The organism is Roseiconus nitratireducens, from assembly GCF_008629675.1.
GTDB classification, from domain to species: domain Bacteria; phylum Planctomycetota; class Planctomycetia; order Pirellulales; family Pirellulaceae; genus Stieleria; species Stieleria nitratireducens.
This window is the reverse complement of sequence record NZ_VWOX01000022.1, coordinates 67,503-86,697: the sequence shown is the minus strand read 5'-3', so window position 1 is coordinate 86,697 and position 19,195 is coordinate 67,503. Positions and strand designations below refer to the sequence as shown.

Sequence of the window (19,195 nt, the reverse complement as noted above, 5' to 3'; positions counted from 1 at the left end):
CAATCATTTTTGGGGGTCCGACACCGTTCCCCAGGAAAGTGATTCTGTGTTCACATAATTCGGCCCTGAAACGTTGCATCCCCGTCGGGAACCAACTAACTTGCCCCCCGGGGCGGTGGCATCCATGCGTTCTGACGGGAATCAGAGATCGATGAAAAGCTCAGCCGAAATGAGAAGATTCACGGCCGTTTTGCTGGCAGCGTTGCTGACCGCAACACTCGCTCGGCCGGCCCAGGCGGGCGTGATGGGGATCATGAATGGAGATTTCGAGGCCGGAAGCGGTAATGTCTTTACGGGCTGGGACACATTCAGCCTCCCGCCATTCATCCAGTTCCTGCCCCCGGCTGCAGGGGTCGACACGAACCGCTTTGTGTTGTTCAACGATCAGTCGCCACTCGAGACAACGCAACTTGAGCAAACGATCGAGTTGACAAACCGATCGCAATCGCTGTCGTTCGATTTCCAGTTTCAGTCCTCGGGGCAAACGGGATTCTTCGATGCGCCGGATAGCTTCCAGGCCGGCCTCTATGACCTTGGGGGCAACCCACTTTTGACGAGTCCGCTTTTGCCGAATGTGGATCTTCCTACCTTTCTTTCGATAGACGACAACGGCAATTCGGCCTCCAATCCGGGCGTCCAGTTTTTCGACACCAATGTTCCGGGACTGAGAAGCGGTTGGACGCGAGTCACCGTGGACGTCAGCGCAATTGCGCCCCAAATGGCCATTCTTGAATTCAGCCTGTTCGCCGGAAACGACAGCTTAGTCGACTCATCGGCAAGCCTCGACAATGTCGTGCTGACGTCTCGAGCAGAAGTGATTCCGGAACCCAGTTCGATGACGATCTTCGCGTTGGCGATTCCCCTGCTCGCCGTGGGCCGACGCCGACGAACGCGAGCCAGCGTCTGACGCTGGAAGCGGCAGTCGACTCAGCATCGCCTCTTTGGGCTCGGGTAGGGCATGCTGTGCATGCCGGCGCACCGATCGATCACGATGCATGCGTTGGACGGGCGACTCTCTCAGCGTCGCCGCTTCGCGGCTGTGGTGTTTTGGTCAGCCGTTTCCGTCGGCTTGCGCCGACGGCAGGGGGCTGTCATCGCTTCGCGACTCGGGATCGTGCAGTTTTGTTCGCCCTCCTTTCCAAGGAGGGTCGAGCGCCGGCGAGGGAAGGATCGCCCCGTTTCTACCTGATCCATCATTCTGCAGCTGGGAAAGCGGAGAAAGCTTGCCTTTTCCGCACTCGAAAAACCGCACGACCCGCAAGCGGGAGCGTGGAGGTTGTTTTTGAGTGCTCGCACTAAGCGGCTTCGCGTTCTTGTTGGCCCGCAGACTCCAGGCGATTCTCTTCCAGGACGTTTTCCATCACGTTGGTGTAGCTGCGGATGTGAAGGTCTCGTTGCGGGAACGCGATCTCGATGCCTTCTTTGCGGAATGCCTTGTCGATCGTCGTGTGCAATTGGTGAATCACTTCCAGACGGTTATCCAATGTCGGCAAGAAGGTTCGCAGCACCAGGTTCAGCGAATTGTCGCCAAACCCTTCGAAAGTTGCCAGCGACGGCGGATCCTTCAGAATCGCGGGATGGTCGTTTGCCGCAGCCAACAACAACTCCCGGGCTCGTTCGGTGTCCGATCCGTAGGCCACTCCGATGTTGATCGTGATCCGGTTGATCTTGTCGGACAAGGTCCAGTTGAGCAGCCGGCCGGTGATGAACTCTTTGTTGGGAACGACGTACTCCTTGCGATCCCAGTTGGTGATCGACGTGGCGCGGATCCGGATGCGTGAAACCACTCCCGTCACGTCATCCACGGTCACAATGTCGCCGACGCGAATTGGGCGTTCCAGCAGGATGATCAGTCCGGCAACGAAGTTTGCAAACATCTCCTGCAACCCAAACGCCAGCCCGAAAGTCAACGCCGTTGCCAACCACTGGATCTGCGACCATTGCAATCCGATCGTCGAACAGGTGGCGATGATGCCGACCAGAACAATTGCATAACTGACCAGCGTCGTGATCGCGTAGCGCACCGAGGCATCCACCGGCAACTGCTGCAGCACCGACATCTCCAGCAAGCCTGGTCCGTTGCGGAACAGCACGAACGTCACGCAGGCGATCAGGACCGCCAGGGCCAGATCGGAATAGGTGACCACCGAAGGTGCGGGATCGTTGCTGGTCGCCGCCGGGCTCTCGGCCGGTTCGCCGGGAGTCGGCACCAACATCGGACTCGGCATGGCCGCTGTCTCCTCGCTGCTCGCCACGGCGGCTTGAGTCTCCCAGACCGGATACTTGTCCAACATCGCCAGTGCGGGCAGGACTTGGACCCAGATCAGCCAGAAGCCGACCATCGATGTCGCCAACAGCCCCGAGGTCACCAACCGCCGCGATTGAATGCTGTGCGTGGTGATGTCCGATTGCGAGTCTTCGGTCACGATTCCGGCCACCGGATGGCTGGACTCCTCCTCACCGGCCGCCCCGGCCGCAGCCGCCCGTTTGCGTGCCTGTTCCATGCTCAGGTAGCGGCGACGCAGCAGCAACATGCGCAACAGCAGCGACCGCGTGAGCACCAGAACACCGATGAAGACCAGCGTCGCATAGAAACGCCAAAACAGGATTTGCGCCGTGTAGTAGTATCCGGCAACGGCCAGGCAAGCCAGGGCCAGCGGAACGAACGCGGCAATCCAGGGCCAGAGCGGCTTGAGCCGATCGATCCAGCCGCCCTTGAGCAGCTGATACGATTCCGAAAAGGGTCCCGCCGGTCGCATCAATCGGAATCCCCAAACGGCGATCACGCACATTCCCAACAGGAAACTGGTGCGTTCCAGCGAGTCGTGGCCGTAGGTCGCTTGATGAGACGAAAGGACACCCGTCAGGAATGCAAACGGCAGGGCCAACATGGAATAGCCGTGGATTTGGCGGCGCATGCCGTGCATCGCTTTTGCCGACCAGCGGAAGTGGCAGACGCCCAAGCCGGTGGGACGGCAAACTTGTCGCCAGTACTCCAGCGTGACCCACAGCACGGCAAGGCACAGCAGCCCCTGCCCGATGGCTTCGCAAAAACCAGACTCGTCCGGCAGATGTTTCAGCCGCCAGCCGACAAAGCCCAGCAGGCCGGGCGCGGCGATCGATACCAGACCGGTCAGCAGCATCGTTCGCAGGGTCGGAGCCACGCTGCGGCAGTTGGCCTTCTGCGCCGTTTCCCCCAGCCGTGCGATTCGTCTCCGCAACGACGCCCCGCGAACCAGCACGATTGCCAACGGGATCAAGACAAGAAGGTAGAACGCGAAATGACGGCGGCAGTCGGCCAGCATCAACCGCGTCATTTCCGACCACCGAGTCGGATCGACCAGGCGTGTTTCGGCGGCGGTCAGGTCAAAGTCTTCCAACAACGCCCGGCCGCTGCGGATCCACAACACCCGTTCGTCGATGTAGTTGGCGTAGTTGCCGGCCAGTGCAATGACTTGACGATCCGTGGTGTCCAACTCCACCAGCGTGTCGAAGTACTGGCCACTGTTGCGGATCAGCGCGTCCAGGTATCCACTCTTGTGCGTCAACAGTTCTCGGGTCGCCGATTCCAACAGTTCCGAATCGTTGTTCCCTTGAAGGGCTGACTCGTGACTGATCTTCTCCACGAGGGCATCGATATCGCCCAACTCCTGGCGTTCGTCTTCATACTCGAACAGCAGGTACTGCATGTCGCTGATCACCGCCTGACGCTGCGCGACGGCGGTTTCTCGCTGGCTGACATCGGGTAGGGTGGTCCGCTGCTTTCGCAGGAGAGCACCGACCGAACTGGTCAGCCCGACCAGTTCCACCTTCTGGCGTGTCCCGTTGAACTGGCGATTGAGCTCGTCGTGCATTTCCGTGGCAAGCTTCAAATCTTTCTCGGTTTCGGCCAGCTTCTGTGAAATCTCCTTGGCCTTTTCCGCCAGCTCCTGGTTGCGATCGGCATAGCGTTGCAGCGCGGGATCTGCCGCAATCGCCTCTCGCCGCGCACGTCGAACCGACAATTCGGCAGCCGCCTGCCGCGCCGCCTTGATTCGCTCCTGCAACTGTTCAACGCTCTTTTCGGTCAACACGGTCTGACGCGCGGCCAGGTCCGCCTGCAAACGAATCAGCTCCGAAGCGTCTTCGGCATCGTACTTCGCCAGTTCGGCTTCCAACATGATCAGCTCTTTGTCCAACGCAATCCGATAGGCCTTCAGTTGCAGGCCGCGGGCGCTTGAGAGCAGTGGCGATTCGATGGCCGCGGCCGCGGTCAGCTGCGTTTCGATCGCGGCGCGTTTTTCCTGAATCGACACCAGCCGCTCACGGATTTCTTTCCGCCGCTGGGAACGTGTCTGCGGTTTGTCCTCGGCAACCTTGCGCGCTTTCTTCTGCGTGGTCAGCTGCAGTTCCAGTTTGGGAAGCAGTTGCTCCAGTTCCGGAAGTGTCAACGCGGAGTCCAGCGTCGGCTGCTGTGCGCCCAACTCCTGAAGCTTGGCCTTGACCTGTTCCAATCGGTCGTTGACCGACCCCGCCTCTTCGACGAACACGCGGTGACGCTTCTCCGCTTCCTGGGCCGCCTGCAGTTCTTTGACGGTCGAACGATACGCGTCGGTCGTCGCCGTCTTGTCTTCCTCGGTGACGTTGGGCGTCTGCTCCAATTCCCGAAGCAACTGTTCGATCCGCTCGACCGTCAACGACGGTTCCACCGCCGCCGTTTCCTCACCGCTGGGCAGCGGTTCGGATTGTCCGAACAGCGGGCTGGGAAGCAACACCAATGCGGCGACCAGGCTAAGCATCCGCAGCGGCCGGGTTTGATACGATTCTCGATTCAAAGTTCACCATCCTGGAGAAAATTGCGTCGCGTTGAAGCAGCCTCGACAGCCGGGGCGCCGGACTCCTTTTCCGACACCGGTGGATCTCATTTGCGGACGACGGATCATCGCGTCACGCGCAACATGCCACAGGGTGGACGCTAAGAAAATGAACCCGAAACCGCAACGCGAAATGGCTCATTCTGTCACGCTTGCCCCCGCGAGCATCTTGAGGCATTGTTAGCGACGCCAATGCAGTCATTCGTGTTTGAAAGTCGGTGTTGAGTGGCACGGGTGTCGACACAAGTCCATTCACCTTCCCGCGAGGAGGTTGTGCAGCTTTGCTTCACCCTCCCTCCGGGAGGGTGATTTTCAGAAAAGCATGTTGATAACTGGCTACGAAAACATCGAGCCCCCTTCATCGTGACCGGGTTGGCAATGAGACTAAGCACTGCCAGAAACCCGCTCCGGGTTGGCGAAGGCGGTCGAATGCTTCAGCTTCGGCGAAGCCAACGCCCCTTGCTAGCAATCGTTTGCCGTCCGTTCTTCTGTTCCCGTTTGCCATGCGAAACGCAGTACACCACCCGTCCGGTCCGCCAAACGGTTTGCTGGCATCACGAATGACGTTCGCCCTGGCGTCGATCGTGTGCCTGCTCGCATGGTCCAACGCCTCGGGCCAAGTCCCTGGCGGTCCGAACGTGACCTCGGCAACCGACTCGATCACCAAGCAGATCGAAGATGGAAAGCACCAGCTGGAATCGAACTCCGGTCTCGACGATGACAGCAAGGCCCGGCTGCAAGGTTTGTTTGAGAAAGCCGACGAAGCCGTCCAGGATGCCAATGCGAAGCGGAAGCAATCCGAAGGCTACCAACAACAAATCCAGACCGTTTCGGACGATCTGAAGGCGATCGAGACCGCGCTAGCCGACTTGAAACAGCCGCCGTCCGTTTCCGAAACGGCGTCGATCGAACAGATCACGCAACAACTGGCTCAGTCGACCAGCGAGTTGACCGCTGCGGAAAAGCGGGCCGCGGATTTGGCGGCCGAACCGGTCCGTCGTGAACGACGGCTGAGCGAAATTCCTGCCGAGCTGACCGACAACGAAGCGAAGCTGCAGCAAACACGAGAACAGCTAGGACAGCCGGCACCCGGCAACGAAACGCCCCTGGAGACCCGAGCCAGAAACACGCTGCTCAATGCGCGAGCGGCGCAGCTTCAACAGACGCTCGACAGCCTGCGCAATGAGCAGGCAACCTACCTGGCCACGGCCAGCCTGCTGCCGCGTCAGAAGACCCTGGCGGACGCGGAAGTGAAGGCCCTGCGGGGCAAAATCGATTTGCTGCGGCGGGAACTCTCCGAACGCCAATTGAGGCAGGCACGTGACGAAACGGACCAACTTCGACGGGCGGCGGCCGAGGCGCCAGACTTCTTGCAAAGTCTGACAACGTCAAATATTCAGCTTTCCGAACTTCATCAATCGATGATCCAGGACGCCGAAGAGGCTCAACGGACGTTGTCCGAGGTGAAGTCCCGTTTCGATGACCTCACTTCGGAACTGGAAACGGCATCCAAACGTGTCGATGCGGTGGGCCTGACCGAAGCACTGGGGCTGCTGTTTCGCGAGCGACAACAGGTCTACAACCAGCTGCGGGTCGAATTCCAGCCCCGTCCGGACTTGCAAGAACAGGTCCAGCAGTACCAGATCAAAGCGTTTCGTCTGGAAGATGAAGCTCGAAAGATCGACGAGATCTTGGCATCCAACGATCAAGTCGATCTTGACCGATCCTTGTCCGATATCGATTGGGGCAACGTGTCAAACGAGGAAGCACGGCTGCTCTTGCTGAAGTCGCGACGTGAACTGATCGAGCAGACCTTGAGGACGCAGAATCTGCTGGTCCAAACCATGATTTCCAGCGACACCCAGCGTCGGGAATTGCTGCAATCGATCGACGAGTATGACAGCTTCGTCAATCGCCACCTGTTTTGGACCCGCAGCGCGCCGCCGTTTTCGATCGGTGAGTTGGTCTACGTACCGGACGCGATCGCCTATTTGACGAGCGCAAGCAGTTGGCAACGACTGTTCGGGCACGTCCTGAGATCCCTTCAAACCTTCCCCATCCGCTGCGTCTTGCTGGCGGCGGCGTTGCTCGCTTTGTTGATGTTTCGCGGTCGGCTTCGGCGCGTGACGATTCGCGAGGGTCAACAAGCCCACCGATTCGACGCGACATTTCATTCGACCATCGTGGCCCTGGTGGCAACCGTGCTGGCGGCGGCCGTCTGGCCGGTACTGTTTTGGTCGGCCGCCTACGTGCTGGAGGCTCGCCCGTCGGCAGATTCACTCATTCGGGGACTCGGCAACGGACTCGAGCTGGTCGTGCCATTCATCGTGGCCATCGAATGGCTGAAAGAGATGTGCCGCAATGACGGCTTGGCAGAGTCGCATTTTGGTTGGGGCGAAGATGTCCGCAAGCTCTTGCGTCGCCACCTCCGCTGGTATCTGCCGATCGGAGCGTGTTGCTACGTGCTGATGCCCACTTTCCGTGCTTGCGCCGATACGGCGGTGGCGACGCTGGGCAGCCGCGTTTTCTGCGTGACACTTTTTCTGGCGACCGCGCTCTTCCATCATCGGCTCTTCCGCCAAGCGAGTCCGATCTACACGCAACTGGTGCGCAGCAATCCGGATTCGATGATCTACCGCAGCCGAAAGTGGCTGTGGTGGATCCTGGCCGCCAGCCCGCTGTTGCCGGCAATGATGGCGTTGTCCGGCTATCTGGACACGACATTCCGTCTTTCGCGATCCATGCAATCATCGCTGCTATTGGCGGTGGTCATCGTGCTGGTTTTTGGATTGATCTCGCGCTGGCTGACGCTCCGGCGACGCGATGTCGCCCGCCGCAAAGCCCACGAAGCCCGACAACGTCGGATCGCCGAATTGGAGCACGGCCCCGAGGAGACATTGGCTTCGGAAACGGGCATCGTCATCGAAGAAGAGGAGCCGACCGATCTGCCGACGCTGGATCATCATACCCGGCAAACCGCGTTCATCCTGGTCGGCATCGCGGCTTTGATTTGCTTGGCATTTATCTGGAGCGATGTGCTGCCGGCATTCGAGTATTTCGCCGGGAAAACGCTCTGGCCGGTGGGAACCGGAGAATCCATCGAGTATGTGACGTTGCTGGATATTTTGTCCAGCCTGGCCCTCGTGTTCGTGCTCGGAATCGCCATCCGCAATCTGCCGAGCACGCTGGAATACCTGGTCCTCAGCCGGACTTCGATGGACAACGGCGCACGCTATGCCATCACCACGCTTTTGCGATACGCCTTGGTCGTGGTGGGCGCGCTGGTTGTGCTCAATCTGCTCAGTGTGCCCTACCAGCAACTGGGCTGGTTGCTGGCCGCCATTTCCGTCGGACTCGGTTTCGGTCTGCAAGAGATCGTCGCGAACTTTGTTTCCGGAATCATCTTGTTGCTCGAACGTCCGGTGCGAGTCGGTGATATTGTGACCGTCGGCGACACGACGGGGATTGTCTCGCGCATTCAAATGCGCGCGACCACGGTGACCAACTGGGATCGCAAAGAGCTGATCATCCCCAACAAGGACTTGATTACCGGAACCATTTTGAACTGGTCTTTGACCAACATGATCAACCGTCTAACGATCGAGGTCGGTGTGGCCTACGGCAGCGACCCCGATCAGGTTCGTGACATCCTGCGGCGCACGGTCATGGCAAACCCCGAAGTCCTGGACGACCCCGCGCCGCTGATCAGTTTCGAGACGTTCGGGGACAGCTCCTTGAACTTCGCCGTCCGTCTGTACCTTCAAAAGCTTGACAACCGGATCGAGGTCACGCATCAGATCAACACGGCAATCGCCAAAGCGTTTGAAAAGGCCGGAATCGAGATTCCCTTCCCGCAGCGGGACCTGCACTTCAAGCTGGAAGAATTCCCCGCGATCGAAAAGGATCGGGCATTGGAATGAGGCCCCGATCCGCCCCCAAGTCACACCGGCGGATCCGTGCGAGTGACGCAGAATGCGTAAAGCGAACTGGCCAACATGCCTGCCAATGAGAACCCTGCAATCGTGGCGAACACCTGTTGATGGCCCGGTGGTCCCGGCGATCGATCCAGCAAAAACCCCATCAGCGGGCCCATGAAAACGTCGGGCAGGTATCCGATCGCCGAAACCAAACCGACCACCGTCCCCGTGTACCGCAGCGGGATGCGGCCCTCCCGCATGATCGCGAAGTAAAGCCCGCGCATGGCAAAGATGGCTGCGCTGGTCGCAACCAGGACCAGATAGAAAACCGTCCATTCCCCGCCCAGTTGCCCGCTGGCGATCAACGCACTGCCGACGGCAACGCACAGAAAACACAGGGTCGTCAATCGCGTGACCCGCCAGCGGTCAGCCACAATCCCTGCCGCCACGGCGGCCGGAGGGCGTATCCACATCGAAAGGTTCGATGTGTAGGCTGCGTCCACCTCGTCCATTCCCAACACCTCCCGCGCGTACAACGAAACGTCGTCCAAGCCTTTGTACGCCACGTACGCGCAAACGACGATCAGCGCCTGCAGCCAAACAACGGGGCGTGCAAGGACGTGCAGGGCATCGGTCGTCCGAAACATTTGCTCCGGCCCGCGACTCCCCGATTCCCGGTCGGGAATCGTGAACCAGACCAGACAGGCCACCAGGGCGGTGATCGCAACAAACAGCAGGATCACCTGTCGAAAGGCCGCCAGCCGTTCTGCGTCCGTGACGCCGTCGAGATCCGCCGGCATCAACGCGGCGAAGAGGGACACCGAGACGGTCGCCAACAGCGCCGCGACCAACCCCCGGCCACCGTCAAGCAAACCAAACGCGGTGCCTTCCCATGCCTCACCACCCCACTGTCGCGTCGCGCGAATCAGTGCCGACCAGAACAGCAGAATCGTACTGAGCCCCCAAAACGCGTACAGCCAACGAAGCGTTCCGGCCGGCGGAATTGCCGTCAGCACCAGACCGCCAGCGGCTGTCGCAAGCAAGGCCGTCGCCATCAATCGCCGCGCCGAGAAAAGATCGGCCAAGGGCCCGCTGGGCAGATACGCGATCATGGCCACAACACCGTAAGCCGAAAACGCCAAGCCCAACTGCAGGTTGGTGATTCCGAACACGCCCAAGAATGTCGGGCGAAAGATCCGTGGCAAAACGAACGGCAGGAAAAAGACGGCTTCGCCGGCGATGATCAAAGTCGCCAAGCTTAGCCAATGGCGGGCGGTGCGTTGACTCTCAGCAATTGGACTGACAACTTGATCGAGAGTGACGGAAGTGAGAACCGATCGCGAGCCCTAGCAATTGCCACGAGTTGGATCGACCACGGCTGCCAAGCCCGCTGCCGCGGCAGCCTGAGCAATGCTTCGCTGTCGTCATCCTAGCGCGGCGGCCAATCCGGCAGGTCAAATTTCTTCACGGTGTTGGCGGTGTGTTCCTGATAGTGGCGCTGCATCTGCACCAGCAACGCCTGAAGCGACGGCCAACGACTTCCCGGAGCTTTCTGCTGCACCTCGATTCCCTCCAGCAGGTACGCGAACCGACGGCAAAAGTTGCTGACCCGCTGCATCTGGCGAGCTTCTTCCGCCCCGTCCCACTTCGGATGGGCCGCCACGTAGTCGGGCGGCATCTGCTTGGGATTCAGATCCATCACCGGGACGGACGGATCAACCTGATGATAGATCTGTGAAAAGAACAACAGTTGCCGCCCCATCATGTGCTCGGCATTCCAACGCGGCGTGTGGGTACCGTTGGCGGGACGGAAATTCAGCTGCGCGGCAGTTAACGGCGCAAAAACCTGTTGCGACTGCTCACACGCTTGATCCATCGCGGCAAACAGTTCTGCCAATCTCTCCGGCATCTTCCAGGGATTCTCACCCAAAATCACCACCACCGGTTGTTCTCGCGAGCGCTCAAAATCCGAAACCGCAATCGTGTTGTGATCCTGGTTGACGATCAAGTCGGTTCGGAGCGTCCGCGCCGCGGACATCGCCAAGGTGGAAAGGTTTGATGGGATCACGACCATGGTGGGCCGCGTGGCGGCGAGCAACGAAGAAATCGACTCATCCGTTGGTTCCCGCCGCCCGTCCGTCATCAGCACGGCCACATCCACCTTGGCAAGCCGTCCCGATTCCGACCTCGAATCTTCCCGGCCGGTTTCCGGGACCGCGAACAGCACGTTCACACCATCGACACCCACCAACAAACGGTTGCTGACCGAGGAGATCGACTGAACGGTCAATCGATGCGGATCGTCCACGTCACCCTCCCCCGCGGCAACCCATCGAGGGTGTTCCTGGTTGGCAGCTCTGGTGAGCACATGATCCAACGTCTGCCGCACGGAAACCGTTTGATCCGTGACGGGGAAATGGTCGTCGGCCGCCTGTTCTGTGGCTTGCTGTTCTGTGCCAAGATGTTCTTTGGCGGTCTGACCATCAGCCGAATGGCGGTCCGATGTCACCAACAGCGAAAGTCCCCATTGCGTTTCCACACTGAAACGACCTTCCGGCCAACAGCGGATCGCCAGGGGGTCTCCCGGTTCGGCAAGCACTGCCGATGACAGAAGCGTCAGCAACGCCGCCTGCAGAGCGAATGAACGTGCGATGAGCATCACATCCCCGTGAGTGAAGGGCCTTGACCAAGTCGGCAACGGACCGCCGAAAACCCGACGCGTCCCCGCTCCACAGTCTATCGACTGAATCGTTTGAACGGTGAAAAACGATTCGCTCCTCGATCGCCCCTCGATCGCCCTTTGAAAGGGCCCACGGGAAAGCCCGCGGCTGGCCAAAACGTTTTGGGCCCCCGGCGCGTATCGCCGGGCGGTCAATCGCGTGCAGCCGGCTTCGCTTTCTTGCTCTTTTTCTTACCGGGCTTCGGTAGCACCTTGGCCGACCGGGCCCATTCCCGCCAGCGCTTTTGCAACTCGGCGGCCCGTTCCGGGTGGTCCTGGGCAAGATCATGTTGCTCGGTTCGATCGCCTTCCATGTCGAACAATTCCCACGTGCCGCCCATTCCTTGTCGTACCAGTTTGTGGTCCCCATCGCGAATGGCGGCGTTTCCTTCGTGTTCCCAGAAAAGCGTCCGATTGGGGAAAGTCCCTTCACCGGTCAACAACGGCTTCAAGCTCTGGCCCTGCATGGGAGTGATCATTCGTTGATCGATCTGGTCCGGATACTCGGCTTGCGCCAGATCCACACAAGTCGCCATCAGATCGATGACGTGCGTGGAAGTCCGGATCCAACCGTCTTTTCCGGTTTTCGGCTGGATCGCGGCGGGCCAATGGGCGATCAACGGTGTGGCAATCCCGCCTTCGTGGTTGTAGTGCTTGTATTTACGAAAGGGCGTGTTGTTCAAGTGCGCCCAGCATCGCCCGATGAACACGTTGGAGTGGGGATCACCCGGCGACTGACCGTCATAACGCCCGCTGACCCCCGCTTCCGCATTGCCGCCGTTGTCCGAAAGGAACAAGATCAGCGTGTCCTCCAGTTCTCCGCGGTTGCGAAGTGCGGAGACCAGTTTGCCGATGTTGTTGTCGATCTCCTCGATCATCGCCGCATAGATCGCCATCATGTCATCGTAACGACGCTGTTCGGATTGCGAGAGCGAATCCCAGGCGGGGATCTGTTCCGGGCGAGGTTCTAGTTGCCAGCGTGGGTCGATCAACCCGGAGTCGATCTGGCGTTGATATCGTTCGCGCCGAAGTGCGTCCCATCCGGCGAGATAACGACCGCGATACTTTGCGATCGTCTCTTCCGGTGCCATGCAAGGAAAGTGCGGCGCGACGTGCGCGAGGTACCAGAAAAACGGTTGGTCACGCTGACGTGCTTCGTCAATGAATCGGATGCCCTGCTCCGTCCACAGATCCGTTCCATACCAGGGCGGATCAAACTGCGGATCATCTCGAGCGACTTGCTGGCCGTTTTTAAATAGTTTCGTTCCGCCCTTTGAACCGGTCTGGTCGGAGAAATGCAAGCCTCCCGCCGGAAGATTCAGGCTGCGGTCGAACCCACGGCTCCACGGCGTCACGCCGTGTTCAAACCCGACGTGCCACTTTCCGGTCATCGCGGTGAAATAGCCGGCTTGGCGGAGGACTTCCGCGATGGTGACACAATGATCGTTCAATTGTCCACGGTATCCGGGCACACCCTGATCGGCCGTCATGTGCCCGATGCCCGCTTGATGCGAATACAATCCGGTCAGTAGGGAAGCCCGCGTGGGACAGCAACGTCCCGTGTTGTAGAACTGGGAAAATCGGACACCGCCGGCGGCGAGCGCGTCCAAATGGGGCGTGGGGATCTCACTGCCGTAGGGGCCGATATCCGAAAAGCCCATGTCGTCGACCATGATCAGAATGATGTTGGGACGCGAGGCGGCCCATGACCGGTCTCCGCCCAGCATCGCCCCTGCGACCATCACCCCCAGTAAGATTCTGCCCAGCATTCGCGTCGCCATGATTGTGATTGATTCGGTTCGAGAAGTGGCATGCCTGATCCAGCCATGCCGGCAGTGTAACCGAACCTTTGCTTGACAACTGCTTGGGCGGCCTCAGGCAAGCCGATGATCAGCGAAGCATTTTCTCCACACCATCCTCCATCGGCAGGCTGGATTCCCGATAGGCACGCAACAGGGTCGTCGGATCGACAATCCGCCAGGCCGGCAAACTGGAGGCGACGGCGGTCATGAACGTCCCTCCGCGGAGCGCCCACATCACGTACCCGATCGAGAACAGTCCGGCCGCGGTCTGCGCGGTGCCCACCAGGTAGCTGGACGGGTGGTCCGGTGAATTTCCGCGCCATTCGTCCCACAGGTGCCAAGCGATGGCTTCTTCCAGGTCGCGTTTGAGCAATCGCTCCAGCATCCGAACTTCGGGTGCCTCTTCGACGGAGGAGAAATCCATGGTGGACACGGTTCCGTACAAACTGTGGAACATGGTTTCCCCCATCGATTGGACCAGCGGCTGATTGCCGCGTCCCGCAAAAGCGCCGTCGGCCGCACCTCCGCCGCCGGGCAGCGTATTCGCAGTCGCTCCACTGCCGTCGGAACGTCCGCCGGAGGACTTCGAACGCTCGGAATTATCCTCACGCCCGCGTTCCAACTGGGACCGCTCGTTTTGGTCGGAAAGGGATTCGGTTGCCAACTGGGACTCGGAGGTTGATTCCATCGCGTTGCCGCCGGAACCGCTCGTCCCACCGCCGGGGAACAGAGTGCCGCCGCTGGACGGTTCAAGCGAACTACCTGAAGGCAACAATCCGCCACCGGTTCCGCCCTCGACGCCCGCATCGATGCCACTTCCAGAACTTCCGCCGCTACTTCCCCCGGCAGACGCACCGCCACCCGAACCTCCTCCGCCAACAACGGTGCTGCCGCTCGTACCACCGCTCGAACCGCCCGCGGTGCTTCCGGTGCCGCCTGCACCTGCCGAACCTCCCGTGGTCCCAGCCCCGCCGCCAGTACCGGCACCGGTGCTTCCGCCAGTGCCGCCGGACCCTGCAGAACCGCCGGTTGCTCCCGTTCCGCCTCCGTACGGCAACCCGATCGGATCCACGTTGATCACAACTTCGGCGACCTCGCTCACCAGGATTCCGTCGGTCACCTGATAGGAGAACGAGTCGCTCCCGTAATACCCGTTATCGGGCGTGTAGGTCAGCGTGCCTCCCGGCCCCAACGTCAACGTTCCATTGCTGGGCGGCGTGACGATGATCGTCGTGACTGCATCACCATCCACGTCCGTCCCGTTTGCCAGGATCCCGTCGGTCGCCAGATCGACACTGCCGCCGGCATTGACGGTGACCGTTTCATCGGTCGGTGTCGGAACTTCATTGACGTCCGCAACCGCAATTGTAAAGGACGCCGTCTCCGACTCTCCGCTGGTACTCGTTGCGCGAACGGTGATCTGATGGCTGGCGGAGGATTCAAAATCAATAGGGCCGTTGACCGTCACCACGCCGGTCGTCGCATCGATCGCGAACAAGCCTCCGCTGGAGTCATCCAACGAATACGTCACCACGTTATCGCCGTCGCTGTCGGTCGCCAACGCCGTGATCCCCACGGTCGTTCCGACGGGTGAATTCTCCATCACCCCGTCGGCGGCGGAATCCGTATCCGTGATCACCGACAACACGCCGGGCGGTTGATCGGCAACCGCGATCGTGAAGGACGCCGTCTCCGACTCTCCGCTGGTGCTGGTTGCGCGAACCGTGATCTGATGGCTGGCGGAAGATTCAAAATCAATAGGGCCGTTGACCGTCACCACGCCGGTCGTCGCATCGATCGCGAATAAGCCTCCGCTGGAGTCATCCAGCGAATACGTCACCACATTGTCACCGTCGCTGTCGGTCGCCAGCGCCGTGATCCCCACGGTCGTTCCGACGGGTGAATTCTCCATCACCCCGTCGGCGGCGGAATCCGTATCCGTGATCGCCGACAACACGCCGGGCGGTTGATCGGCAACCGCGATCGTGAAGGACGCCGTCTGGGACTGTCCGCTGGTGCTGGTTGCGCGAACCGTGATCTGATGGCTGGCGGAAGATTCATAGTCAATGGGGCCATTGACCGTCACGACGCCGGTCGTCGCGTCGATCGCGAACAAGCCACCGCTGGAGTCATCCAGCGAATACGTCACCACGTTGTCGCCGTCACTGTCGGTCGCCAGCGCCGTGATCCCGACCGTCGTTCCGACGGGTGAATTCTCCATCACCCCGTCGGCGGCAGAATCCGTATCCGTGATCGCCGACAACACGCCGGGCGGTTGATCGGCATCCACGACGGGAACTCCCACGCAAAACTCGGACGTATTCCCCGCCGAATCCGTCACCGTCAACGTGACAATCTCACCGGGCGCCAACACGACCGATGAAAGTGATCCAACCACCGAAAGGCTGCCGCCGGCGACGCCGCTGATGGACCCAAGGTATCGTTCCCCCTCAGCCGAACCACTTGAGGAATCGCCGACGTAAAAATCGACCGTGTAATTGCCGGCGGCCAACGTCGTCGTATCCAGTTCATAGGTAAAGGTTCCGTCATCGGAAATGGTCGCCTGGTTCAACACCGCCCAGTTTTGAATCTGGTTGCCGCCGCTATCAATGTCACCCGGATCGTTGGCGGTGTCACCGGTTTCGCCCAAGTCGATTCCACTGCCAGCATTGTCGTGGATCGAATTGCCTCGAATCGTGTTGCCAACACCGGCGGACGGATCAATCCGCACACCGGCTGCTGACGAGACAGCTTGCCCGCTGTAAGCAATCAGGTTGCCCTGCCCTGGCGCGACTCCACCGATCAGCGTTTCCCGAGCTCCCGCAGTCAAAAAAATGCCATGACCACCCACACCCCAGTCGGCATTTCCGCCGGCGTCCGTTCCGATGGTATTGCCGCGGACGATCGAGAAACTTGACACTCCGCTGAGGTGGATGCCGTCGCCGCCGGCACCGGCAATCTGGTTCCCGAGGATCTGGGTATCGTCGCCCCCGTTGAAGATCGCGATTCCATGGCCACCGACGCCCAGGTTTCGGGTTCCGTCGGCGGACACTCCGATCTGGTTTCCCGAAATGACATTTCCGTCGACATCAGGTCCATTGAATTCAATGGCATTCGCCAGGGAACCGGCAATGAGGTTCCCCTCATGCACCGCGGTGCCGCCGATCACGGTGGCGGTCACTTCGCCCTCCACATAGATGCCGCGATCGTTCGTTCCCCGCAGAGAATTTCCCGACACGTCTGTGCCGATGTAGTTTCCCATAATCAATGTTCCGGACACGTTGCCCTGCAGCACGATGCCGTCCGCGTTGCCAGAGAGGACGTTGCGGCCTTCGGCCGTGCCGGATCCCACCGTGACGTTGTTGCTGGCGATGCGAATGCCGGCTGCGCCGTTGCGTTCTGCATCTCCCGCATCGCCGCCGTCGCTGGTGAATTGGCCGATCCAGTTGCCGGTGATCGCAACCCCATCGGCACCTGCCGCGACGTTGATCGCATCCCCGGAAAAGTCTCGGATGACCAACCCCTGGATGACGGAACCGCCCGCGGTCGCGGAAAGTTCCAATCCGTTTCCGTACCCGTTTCCATCGATCACGATCGGCAAAAAGCTGCCCGCGATCCAACCGGTCTGGCTGGTCCCATCGATCACGACCGCGTCTGAAATCACGGGCAGCGCCGAAGCCAGCGAGATTGTGTGCGATCCGGAACCGTCGAGATCGAACAGAATCTCTTCCAGACCCGACGTGTGATTTGACGCTTCGATCGCTTCGCGCAGGGAGATCATCCCGTCCGCGCCTCGGTCGGCAAGCAATGCGGCGACCGAAGAGGTGTCACCGTCGATCACATCGGCGGCCGTATCCACCATCAGGATCGATCGGGTCGTGAATGTCTTTGCGAATACTCCCAGGCTGTCCTCCGCTCCACGACCGCTCCAAACGACCACCGCATCCGTTCCGCTGTAAGCAACTCCCGGAAGCTGCTGGTTGCCAGCCGTAAAGTCGTTGACCAACGTCTCGGTTCCGATCGTATTTCCGTAGCGATCAAATTGCTGCGCAAAGATGCCCGAGAGCGATCCGTCCTGACCGCCCTGGCTTTCCCAACTGATGATGAAGTCACCCTCGGCGTTCATTCCGATACTCATCGCGCCCTGGTCGCCCGACGTTTCGGTGTTCACCTGGAACTCGCTGCCCAGTGCATTGCCCTGCGAGTCGAACCGTCGAGCGAACACTCCGGTCCCGTCACCGTCGGCAGCGGAATCTTCCCAGGTGACGACGAAGGAGCCATCGTCGGCCATTGCGACTTCCGGAATCCATTGGTGGCCGGCCGTGTTGCTGTTGACCAGGAACTCACCGCCCAAGGTGTTTCCGGACGCGTCAAAGCGTTGACCGTAGATTCCCCAGGACGAGGATGCGTCCTGATCGAAGCTCTCCCAGACGATGATGAAGTTTCCATCGGCGTCCATGGCGACATCGGAGAACTGTTGAACGCCTTCCAATTCAGAATTCGCCACCAGTCGTCCGCTTGTCGCATTGCCCGCCGAATCGTAACGCTGGTACATCACGTCAGCGCCGCCGCTTTTCGTGTAGTCGGTCCAGGTGATCACAATGTCGCCACTATCACTGATCGCGATGGACGACGCGTCTTGTGATCCCGACGTGCTGTCATTGATCCGCACCGCCGAGCCTTGCATGTTGCCGTCGGCGTCAAACCGCTGCATGAAAATGTCGTAGTTGCCGCCCTGGTTGCTGCTCCAGGAAACCACGAAGTTGCCATCCGAGTCCATCGCCACGTGCGGCCAATCCTGGTCGATCGCTTGAACGCTGTTGACCAGGATTTCACCGGTTCGCGCCGTGCCATCGGCGTTGTAGACCCGTGCGTAAACGTCGTACCGCGAATTCTCACCCTGCCAAACGACGACATAGTTGCCGGCATCGTCCATCGCAACGTTTCCGCCGCCATACTCCGTGGTGAGTTGGTTTCCGGCGGTGGTTTCGTTGACGATCGATTCGCTGCCTTGTTCATTCAGCGTCAACAGGTCCCACCACTGATCCCGGGCGGTTGAACCGATAGCCACCTCGGTCTGAATCTGCCCCACGCTGAATTCCAGCTCCCAGTCTCCACCAAGCTCCTGATGCCCGGTTGCGTCATCACTTGCGGCGACGTCGCAACGGCAGAGTTCCGCCAGAGCCTGGACGAGGGTCTGGCCATTCGGCGTCCCGGCCAGATCACAACCGTAGATCAACAGGTCCCCACCGGAATCGATCGCATCGGCCCAACCAGCGATCTGACCCGCGTGTGCGGTCACCGAGTCCATGTTCAAGAACTCGCCGCCCAGCCAGATGCCGTCGCTGTCACCATGGCTAAGCAGGTGCACCGCGTCCACACCGGACAGGTCACTCAACGCCCTCGAAATCTGGTCGACGCCGTCGCCGTCGGCTGAAAGTTCAAAGATGACCCATTGCGTCTGCTCCCCGGCGCTGTCACGCAGGCCCCGGATCAGGGTTTCTGAATCGGCGACATCCGAATCGACGAACACCACCTCCAAGGACCGTGTCGGGTCCACGGCGAACGCTTCGCCATCAGCGTCCCAAAGCGTCGCGGCCTCGGGTTCATCGCTCGGCTGCAATACGGACTCCCCCGCGGCGTCCAGGGAGTCAAAGTCTGCCTGAAATGGATCCGCGATCTCTCCTTGGGCACCGGGGTCCAATCCCGAATCATCCAATCCTTCGGCACTCAATAGGATCCGGTCTTCCAGCGGAAAGAAATCGAACACCCTGGGTGAAGCGTGGTTGCGCACGAAATTGGTACCGAGTCGTGGAGTCGAAGGAGGCGGCCCAGCGGGGAATCCGGTGCGTGAAGAAACCGATTGCCACCAACTGAACGTTAGCCCGCGAATCGGCCTGGAGC

General features: G+C 60.2%; 7 protein-coding genes. 2 read left to right on the top strand and 5 right to left on the bottom strand.

Annotation, left to right across the window (positions count from 1 at the left end; all coding sequences use genetic code 11):
• Positions 1–169: 169 nt before the first annotated feature.
• Complete coding sequence (locus FYK55_RS25575; protein WP_150079473.1) at positions 170–907, top strand: PEP-CTERM sorting domain-containing protein; 738 nt, start codon at positions 170–172, stop codon at positions 905–907.
• 388 nt (positions 908–1,295) lie between these two features.
• On the opposite strand, the gene FYK55_RS25570 is transcribed toward FYK55_RS25575, so the two are convergent.
• Positions 1,296–4,814 (bottom strand): mechanosensitive ion channel domain-containing protein, encoded by a 3,519-nt coding sequence (locus tag FYK55_RS25570; RefSeq protein WP_150079472.1) that lies wholly within the window; start codon positions 4,812–4,814, stop codon positions 1,296–1,298.
• A gap of 542 nt (positions 4,815–5,356) precedes the next feature.
• Between FYK55_RS25570 and FYK55_RS25565 the strand changes: the two genes are divergently transcribed.
• On the top strand, positions 5,357–8,773 hold the full coding sequence (locus tag FYK55_RS25565; RefSeq protein WP_150079471.1) for a mechanosensitive ion channel domain-containing protein: 3,417 nt from the start codon (positions 5,357–5,359) through the stop codon (positions 8,771–8,773).
• Between the two features lie 20 nt (positions 8,774–8,793).
• Here the strand turns inward: FYK55_RS25565 and FYK55_RS25560 are convergent, their stop codons facing one another.
• The 4 genes from FYK55_RS25560 to FYK55_RS25545 all read right to left on the bottom strand — a co-directional run bounded on the left by FYK55_RS25560 (position 8,794) and on the right by FYK55_RS25545 (position 19,061).
• Positions 8,794–10,026 (bottom strand): MFS transporter, encoded by a 1,233-nt coding sequence (locus FYK55_RS25560; protein ID WP_235908977.1) that lies wholly within the window; start codon positions 10,024–10,026, stop codon positions 8,794–8,796.
• Positions 10,027–10,199: 173 nt separating this feature from the next.
• Entirely contained in the window at positions 10,200–11,429 is a 1,230-nt protein-coding gene (locus FYK55_RS25555) for a DinB family protein (protein ID WP_150079470.1), read from the bottom strand.
• 212 nt (positions 11,430–11,641) lie between these two features.
• A complete protein-coding gene (locus FYK55_RS25550) occupies positions 11,642–13,231 on the bottom strand; it encodes an arylsulfatase (protein WP_315854087.1) in 1,590 nt (529 codons plus the stop codon).
• A gap of 148 nt (positions 13,232–13,379) precedes the next feature.
• Positions 13,380–19,061 carry a DUF4347 domain-containing protein gene (locus FYK55_RS25545; RefSeq protein ID WP_150079468.1) on the bottom strand — a complete coding sequence of 1,894 codons (5,682 nt, stop codon included), beginning with the start codon at positions 19,059–19,061 and terminating at the stop codon, positions 13,380–13,382.
• Positions 19,062–19,195: the final 134 nt, after the last annotated feature.